6 protein-coding genes (1 of these 6 running past the window's edge) are annotated in these 6,530 nt (G+C 51.8%); 1 reads left to right on the forward strand and 5 read right to left on the reverse strand.

Features of this window, described 5'->3' with window-relative positions; translation table 11 throughout:
- Nucleotides 1-98 precede the first annotated feature (98 nt).
- Nucleotides 99-1,034: a GNAT family N-acetyltransferase gene (locus ACTF5Z_RS08090; protein ID WP_423848501.1), complete on the forward strand. Its 936-nt coding sequence runs from the start codon at nt 99-101 to the stop codon at nt 1,032-1,034.
- On the opposite strand, the gene ACTF5Z_RS08095 is transcribed toward ACTF5Z_RS08090, so the two are convergent.
- The 5 genes in view from ACTF5Z_RS08095 to ACTF5Z_RS08115 are tightly spaced (at most 44 nt apart) and all read right to left on the reverse strand, a layout consistent with a single transcriptional unit that may run on beyond the window.
- Nucleotides 1,031-1,345, reverse strand: coding sequence for a Rieske (2Fe-2S) protein (locus ACTF5Z_RS08095; RefSeq protein ID WP_438985198.1), 315 nt, complete (start codon nt 1,343-1,345; stop codon nt 1,031-1,033). The two genes, ACTF5Z_RS08090 and ACTF5Z_RS08095, sit on opposite strands and share 4 nt — an antisense overlap.
- A 12-nt stretch (nt 1,346-1,357) precedes the next feature.
- On the reverse strand, nt 1,358-2,269 hold the full coding sequence (gene meaB, locus ACTF5Z_RS08100) for a methylmalonyl Co-A mutase-associated GTPase MeaB (protein ID WP_423853105.1): 912 nt from the start codon (nt 2,267-2,269) through the stop codon (nt 1,358-1,360).
- Between the two features lie 44 nt (nt 2,270-2,313).
- Nucleotides 2,314-4,473 carry a methylmalonyl-CoA mutase gene (gene scpA, locus ACTF5Z_RS08105; protein ID WP_438985199.1) on the reverse strand — a complete coding sequence of 720 codons (2,160 nt, stop codon included), beginning with the start codon at nt 4,471-4,473 and terminating at the stop codon, nt 2,314-2,316.
- Nucleotides 4,474-4,489: 16 nt separating this feature from the next.
- Nucleotides 4,490-4,900: a methylmalonyl-CoA epimerase gene (mce, locus tag ACTF5Z_RS08110; RefSeq protein ID WP_423848498.1), complete on the reverse strand. Its 411-nt coding sequence runs from the start codon at nt 4,898-4,900 to the stop codon at nt 4,490-4,492.
- Between the two features lie 9 nt (nt 4,901-4,909).
- Nucleotides 4,910-6,530: the 3' portion of a biotin/lipoyl-containing protein gene (locus tag ACTF5Z_RS08115; protein ID WP_438985200.1), read on the reverse strand. 1,325 nt of this gene lie beyond the right edge of the window; the window shows 1,621 of its 2,946 coding nt (coding positions 1,326-2,946); the start codon falls outside the window, past its right edge; its stop codon occupies nt 4,910-4,912.

Genomic DNA, 6,530 nt, shown 5'->3' on the forward strand with positions numbered 1-6,530 from the left:
CGATTACCTTGCTCGCAAGATTTAAGATTTGAAGGTCAAATGTGAAGTCTGTCACACTGAAACTTTGCGAAATCAAAGACTGGGTTTATTCTTAGCAAATGATTAAACACGAACGCAAAGAACTCACCATAAGAATCGAGAAGCTCGATTGGAGCAAAGGCCAATCCGTGCTTGCGATGATTCGTAGGCGAGTATTTATTGACGAGCAAGGTATTCCTGAGTCCGTCGAGCTGGATAGCTTGGATATCAGCGCACAGCACTACGTTGCCATCGTCGACAAAAAACCTGTCGGCACGGCGCGGCGACTCCGAGATGGACGAGTGGGCCGTATGGCCGTACTCAGTGCCTATCGTAACGCTGGGGTCGGATCCGCCCTGATGCGCTACGTTATTGATGATGCAATGAAATCAGGGTTGCCACGCTTGTATTTGCACGCCCAAACAGCCGCCATTGAGTTCTATGCGCGTCACGGTTTTTCTGCCGTCGGGGAAATGTTCGAAGAAGCCGCAATGAGCCATCAGGCCATGGAAAGGCCCTTACACTATCAGGATTACAGCGACCGTATTATTGCCGCGAGTTACCCATCGCCGAGTGACCAGCTGGTTCTGAATCTTGCTCGACGAGCCAATCGTACGATTCGTATATTTAGCGACACGCTGGATCACCTGTTGTTTGATAACAAAGAGCTTGCCGATAGGTTGTCTGATTTAGCACGTTCAACCCGCGATTCTCAAGTACAAATCTTGATTACTAACAGCCAGCTCATACAGCAAAAAGGCCACAGATTGCTTGATCTTTCTCGACGTCTGCCCAGCTCTGTGCATTTACACATGACGAAAGTACCAGAGGCTTTGGCGGGTAAGATGCTGGTGCTGGCAGATCATGACGGCGTATTGTACATGCCAAACATCAATGACGGTCGAGTGCGATTTGAACCCTCAGATAGGCCTTTGTGTATGAGACTTACCGAAGCCTTTGATCGAGTGTGGCAGCGCAGCGAGGCGGATCCTAACCTGCGCGAGCTTGGCATCTAAAGCATAAGTCCGATACGATCAGCGTCGTACACTAGATCATAGGTCTTTAGCGCAGGGCACGGAAAACCCGCAGGCTTCACCAGGACCCCTGAGCGTTTTAGATCAAACTCAAATCCGTGGGCCGAGCACAGAAGAAGACCGTCACTTATCTTCGCATAATCGAGCGCGTAGTTTTGGTGCGGGCAGGTACGTGAGAACGCATAAGTCTGCCCATCTTCATGAAGAAGAATGATATCCGCTCCCTCAATTTTGAACGCTTGACGATAGCCCTCATGGAGGTTGATAAGCCGCTCTAGTGGTATGAAGCGCATGCCGCCCAGCCTTTAAAGTAGATCAAGAATTCGCCTCGCCGCAGTGTAAGTGGTGACATCTTGTTCGGCAACCGCTGTCTCGAGCTCTGGCAGCAAAGCCTTGATCTGAGGGTTCGCGCGAAGCTTGGCCTCTAAACCCTCGCGGATCAGCTGATGCATCCACTGCAACCGTTGTGACTGCCGGTCGCGTGTCAGCGCGCCGTTGACTCGGGACTGTTCCCAGTAGTCAAATATCATCTCCCAGACTTCACGAATGCGCTCATTGTGAAGCGCAGAGCATGTAAGCACTTTAGGCGTCCAAAACCCACTGTGCCGCAACAAGTGCATGGCATTCTCGTAGTGACGTTTGGCCTGCTCTGCCAGACCTAAACTCTCGCCATCAGCCTTGTTGATCACCAGCGCATCAGCAAGTTCTAAAATCCCTTTTTTTATGCCTTGCAACTCATCGCCGCCGCCAGGAAGCATCAGTAACATGAAAAAATCGACCATGCCCGCAACTTGATGCTCAGACTGCCCGACGCCGACAGTTTCGACCAATATCACGTCGTAACCCGCTGCTTCACACAGCAGCATCGTTTCACGCGTTTTTTGAGCAACGCCACCTAAGGCAGTCCCTGCAGGGCTTGGGCGAATAAAGGCGTCGTTGCTGCGCGAAAGTAGTTCCATTCTCGTTTTGTCGCCAAGAATTGAACCCCCTGCGATGGGTGAGCTTGGATCTACTGCCAATACTGCGACCTTTTTGCCCAATGACAACAGGTATAAACCAAAGGCCTCTATGAACGTGGACTTACCCACGCCTGGCACACCACTAATCCCAATTCTCACGCTATTTCCCGTGTGTGGAAGCAAATCGGCGAGCAGCTCTTGAGCGTTCTCACGGTCTTGTTCACGGGTGCTTTCGATCAGCGTAATGGCCTTGGCCAGCGCTCTGCGCTGGCCAGATCTGATCGCCTCAGGCGTTAGCTTCATTACTCGGCCAATGATTCTCTTACTGCGTCGAGAACGGCGCGAGCGGAGACTGGAATGGGCGTGCCTGGGCCAAAGATGCATCGAACACCCGCATCGTAAAGGCCTTGATAGTCCTGTTTAGGGATAACACCGCCAGCAATCACAACAATGTCATCAGCGCCTTGCTTTCTGAGCTCTTCAACCAGAGCGGGTATGAGCGTTTTGTGTCCAGCTGCCAGCGACGAAGCGCCAACCACGTGAACATCGTTCTCGATGGCCTGCTTAGCGACTTCTTCTGGAGTAGAAAACATGGGAGACAAATCGACATCAAAACCGACGTCCGCAAAGGCCGTCGCTACGACTTTGGCTCCGCGATCGTGCCCATCTTGCCCCATCTTACACACCAGCATGCGGGGTCGACGACCAAAATCGGTAATGAACTGTTCGATGTCTTGACTGATCATTTTCCAATCATCATCCTCGTCAAAGGCCGCTCCGTAGACACCTGAAACCGTCTGCGCGGTAGCATTAAAGCGGCCGTATTCTTTCTCAAGAGCCTCGGAAATTTCTCCGACAGTAGCTCGCAGGCGGGTGGCTTTTACCGCCAGATCTAGCAAATTACCCTCACCCTTTTGTGCACACGCAGTCAATGCGCTCAGGGCTTCCTCCACAGAAGACTCGTCTCGACTTGCGCGAATTGCCTGTAGACGTTTGATTTGTGACTCACGGACCGCTTGATCGTCGATTGACAGCACATCGACTTCTTCTTCGGACTCTGTTTTGTATTTGTTTACGCCCACAATGACGTCTTCGCCACGGTCAATTCGCGCTTGTTTCTTTGCCGCTGCCTCTTCGATTTTCAGCTTAGGCATGCCGGTCTCGATGGCTTTAGCCATGCCACCTGCTGCTTCGACTTCTTCGATCAGCTCCCACGCTTTGTCGGCAATCGATTGGGTAAGGTTTTCCATAAAGTAGGAGCCACCCCATGGGTCTACAACCTTGGTGATTCCAGTTTCCTCTTGAATGATAAGCTGGGTGTTGCGGGCAATACGCGCCGAAAACTCGGTGGGTAAGGCAATGGCCTCATCCAGTGCATTGGTGTGGAGCGACTGAGTGCCACCGAATACCGCTGCCATTGCTTCGATGGTGGTTCGCACCACGTTGTTGTAGGGATCTTGCTCTGTCAATGACCAACCCGAGGTTTGGCTGTGCGTTCTCAACATCGAGCTTTTAGGATTCTTTGGGTTGAATTCCGATACGATTTTCGCCCACAGCAAGCGCGCCGCGCGCAACTTGGCGATCTCCATGTAGAAATTCATGCCGATGCCCCAGAAGAAGGACAACCTTGGAGCGAAGGCATCGATGTCTAATCCCGCCGCAATCGCGGTGCGAATATACTCTTTGCCATCAGCTAGTGTATAGGCAAGTTCCAATGCGGCATTCGCTCCAGCTTCCTGAATATGGTAGCCCGAAATGCTAATGGTGTTGAACTTGGGCATATTTTGAGAGCAGTAAGCAATAATGTCCCCGATGATACGCATGCTCGGCGCCGGCGGGTAAATGTAGGTATTGCGAACCATGAACTCTTTCAGAATATCATTTTGAATGGTGCCCGCGAGTTGCTCGGGACCCACGCCCTGCTCTTCAGCAGCGACAATGTATCCGGCCAGCACGGGAAGCACGGCGCCGTTCATCGTCATGGACACCGACACTTTATCGAGTGGTATTCCATCGAACAGGATCTTCATGTCCTCGACTGAATCGATAGCGACGCCCGCTTTGCCCACATCTCCAGACACACGAGGATGGTCTGAGTCGTAACCGCGGTGCGTAGCCAAGTCAAAAGCAACCGAAACACCCTGCCCGCCCGCGGCCAGCGCCTTGCGGTAAAACGCGTTCGATTCTTCCGCGGTTGAGAAGCCAGCATACTGACGGATAGTCCAAGGGCGGCCGGCATACATGGTGGCTTGCGGCCCGCGGATATAGGGCGACATACCTGGCATAGTATTGGTGTATTGCAGTCCGTCTAAGTCTTCCATCGTGTACAGCGCTTTGACATCGATATCTTCAGGGGTGTGCCAAACCAAGTCATCAATCGATTTGCCGCGCATTTGTGATTCCGCAACCGCCTTCCAGTTGTCAGGCGTAGCGTCATTGGGATCGTAAATTGAATCGCTCATAAGGTGTCTCTATTATTTAGTGGGCGTCGGCAGGTTGGCTCAGCTCGATCAAAACACCGCCACAACTTTTCGGGTGAATAAAAATTACGGTCGAGCCATGCGCTCCCGGCGTCGGTTTATCACCAATGAACTGATAGCCTTTAGTACGCAAACGCTCGACATCCTCTTCTATGTTGTCTGTGCGGAAACACAGGTGGTGGATCCCACCACCCCGCTTCTCTAGGTACCCCGCGATTGGCCCTTCGCCGTTCAGTGGATGAACGAGTTCGATGCTGGTGGGCGGCAACGGAAAAAAAGCCGTGGTTGTTTTGGCCGCTTCGACAATTTCGGTACCTTCATAAGTCAAACCAAAATCTTCCATAAAGCGCTTGATCGCTGCGTCCAGGTCTGGAACGGCGATTGCTATGTGGTCTAGCGCAGTAATCATAACAGCTCCTTAAAGTAACGATTGCATCAGCTCGGTGGTTTTGGCTCGCTGACGTGCCTGCTTCTGCTCGGGCGTTTCTATTTCTATTTTCTCATCGGGTGTGATTTTGAACAAAGGTTGCCCTTTGCGAATAATCACTCCGTCTTTGTCGACCAAGACCTCGTCAACGGTCCCCGCGAAAGGTGCATAGACCTTGTTGAACATCTTCATGACTTCGACGATGTATAAGGGGTCGCCTGCTTCAAAATGCGAGCCAGGCTCGACGTATAAGGCATGCTCTGGACTCTCTCGACCATAAAACATGCCGCCACTCGCCGCCAAAATTTCATCTGCTTTGGCAGCTGGCGGTGGCGCAAGTACCTTAGCCATTTTTGCCTGATGATCAGCATCGAGCAGGCGCTCTGGAATATAAATCGTCAAATCTTCATTAACAGCCAATGCGTAGAAGTCTGCGAGGAGCCCCAGTTTTGGAAGTATGAGCAATAAATCCATGCCGGCTTGATAGCCGTAATGTGCCGATCTCACGGCTGCCCACAGTTCCTCACTTAAATCAGACCCCTCTGGCGCACAATCTTCATCCAGTACAGAGCACAGTTCAATCCAGTCTTCACAGGCAAGACGATCGTCTAAATCTTGATAAAACTGATTAGCTTCTTGCAGTAACTCATTGTCATGACTCCAAATCATACTTGCAGCCGCCTGCCCCGCGCGGTACCCCATATTCAAGAACTCATAAGTTTCGGCCAGCAGTTCTACCGGATTTTCGTTCCAGACTAGGGTGTCTCCCACAAGGCCGACACAGTCGCTGTGGATACTCAACCAGCCACTCAGAGCGTGTGGATCGCTCAGTAAAGCGCCCAAAGGGCGCGTCAGCAAGGTTTGTTTGAGCGCTAAGCACTCGGAAAGCGCTGTTTTTGCCGCCCCCTCAGCCCCAGCCGTGACGTGGTCGGCCAATAAATGCCAAGCCGCGTCGAGGTCAATGTTGTCTGCAAGGGCTTTTACTTCACCCACAAGAGTCAGATAGGGAACAATAAACCGAGTAGTGGGACGTGCATTGATGTTGTTGCCGATGAACCAATTGACCAAACCATTGTGGAACGACAAGTTGGTTGCCAAGTCCTTGCCGCGAATGGTGGTGCGACGCAAGGTCTCTGCCATACGCTCGTAGGTGTCTAAACGCGTTTCACCTACGGTTAAGAGCAAAGCAATATTCGAATCATAAGCTCCTGCTAAAGTGTATTTGATAAATACATCGGTATCGGGGTTGTGTAACGAAATGCCTTGGTCGTCGCGAATCTCTCCCTCAATTGCGTCGCTCCAGTACTCGATGACACCGCCAGCCGATGGCTGCAATGCATTGTTCGTCGCGTTCAGGCGTGCCTCGACGCTGTCGTTATGCCGCAAAATACGTTCGGGTTTGGGGAGTTTTGAACCGTGTGCGGCCAGCAATACCATCGCCTCGACGAGAGACTCCACAATAAAGTAATCATTGGGGTTTTCTGGATTCACAAACTTGAGCGCGTAGCACAGCTCCGTCACGCGGTGCTCTACTTGGATTCGAGTATTCATTTCCATAAAGAAGTGTTTATCGCGATCGACGATGCACTCAAAGGTCGACACCGAATCCAGC

Source organism: Aequoribacter sp. (genome assembly GCF_965659035.1).
Lineage (GTDB): Bacteria > Pseudomonadota > Gammaproteobacteria > Pseudomonadales > Halieaceae > Aequoribacter.